Origin of the sequence: Weissella oryzae SG25 (assembly GCF_000691805.2) — a bacterium.
GTDB classification, from domain to species: Bacteria; Bacillota; Bacilli; order Lactobacillales; family Lactobacillaceae; genus Weissella; species Weissella oryzae.
Genome location: NZ_DF820533.1, coordinates 1 through 431, shown reverse-complemented (window position 1 = coordinate 431; position 431 = coordinate 1). Strand labels below are relative to the sequence as shown.

The 431-nt window shown below is 42.2% G+C and carries 1 protein-coding gene; it reads left to right on the top strand.

The features are described from left to right. Positions 1 to 431: hypothetical protein (locus TT13_RS11110; protein WP_190279685.1), on the top strand; the 431-nt coding region annotated here is incomplete at both ends.

Below are 431 nucleotides of genomic sequence, written 5' to 3'. Positions count from 1 at the left end.
AAGTGACTCAATCAGTGGTTCAGATTCAACGTCCGATTCACTGAGTGATTCAATCAGTGGTAGTGACTCAACGTCCGATTCATTAAGCGATTCAATTAGTGGTTCAGACTCAACGTCCGATTCACTGAGTGATTCAATCAGTGGTAGTGACTCAACGTCCGATTCATTAAGCGATTCAATCAGTGGTAGTGACTCAACGTCCGATTCATTGAGTGATTCAATCAGTGGTAGTGATTCAACATCAGATTCACTAAGTGACTCAATCAGTGGCTCAGATTCAACATCGGATTCATTGAGTGATTCAATCAGTGGTAGTGACTCAACGTCCGATTCATTAAGCGACTCAATCAGTGGTTCAGATTCAACGTCCGATTCACTGAGTGATTCAATCAGTGGTAGTGACTCAACGTCCGATTCATTAAGCGATTCAA